This is a genomic window from Streptomyces albiaxialis (assembly GCF_039530985.1).
Lineage (GTDB): Bacteria > Actinomycetota > Actinomycetes > Streptomycetales > Streptomycetaceae > Streptomyces > Streptomyces albiaxialis.
In genome coordinates this window covers 1-592 of sequence record NZ_BAAAPE010000033.1, presented here as the reverse complement: position 1 = coordinate 592, position 592 = coordinate 1, and the positions used below count along the sequence as shown (strand labels likewise).

1 pseudogene is annotated in these 592 nt (G+C 65.5%); it reads right to left on the bottom strand.

The features are described 5' to 3' along the window. A pseudogene (locus ABD343_RS40660) lies at positions 1–582 on the bottom strand (RHS repeat-associated core domain-containing protein); the annotation flags it as partial. Positions 583–592 lie beyond the last annotated feature (10 nt).

Sequence of the window (592 nt, the reverse complement as noted above, 5' to 3'; positions counted from 1 at the left end):
GGTGCGGGCGTCATTCGCGTTGTAGTCGTACTCGGTCTTCTTGCCCTGCGGGTCGGTGAGGGTGAGCAGCTTGTGGGTCTTGCTGTAGGTGTACTTCACCGTGCCGTTGGGGTCGGCGTAGGACTCGACGTTGCCCTCGGGGCTGTAGGCCAGCACCGTCTGGGAGCCGTCCTGGAGGGTGCGGATCGTCTCCCGGTTGAGCGGGTCGAAGGCGTACTTGGTGATACCGGTGGCGTCCGAGCGCTGGGTGACGTTCCCGTCCCCGTCATAGCTGTACTCGGCCCAGTTGTTCGGGCCTTGCACCTTGATGATGCGATCGCGGTGGTCGTAGGTGTACGTGGTCTTCGTACCGCGGCCGTCGGTGGAGGTGACGGGGCGTCCGGCCTCGTCGTAGGTGTAGGTCGTGGCGCCCAGTGGGGTGGGCGGGGTGACCTTGTCCAGGTTGCCCTTGGCGTCGTAGTGGAACTTCGTCGCCTTGCCGTTCGCGTCCTTCACCTCACACCGCTGACCCTCGAATCCGCCACAGGTGGGCGACTTGGGGTTGTAGGCGAAGGTCCGGGTGCCGCCCTGTTCCCCGGCCACCGTCTCCTTG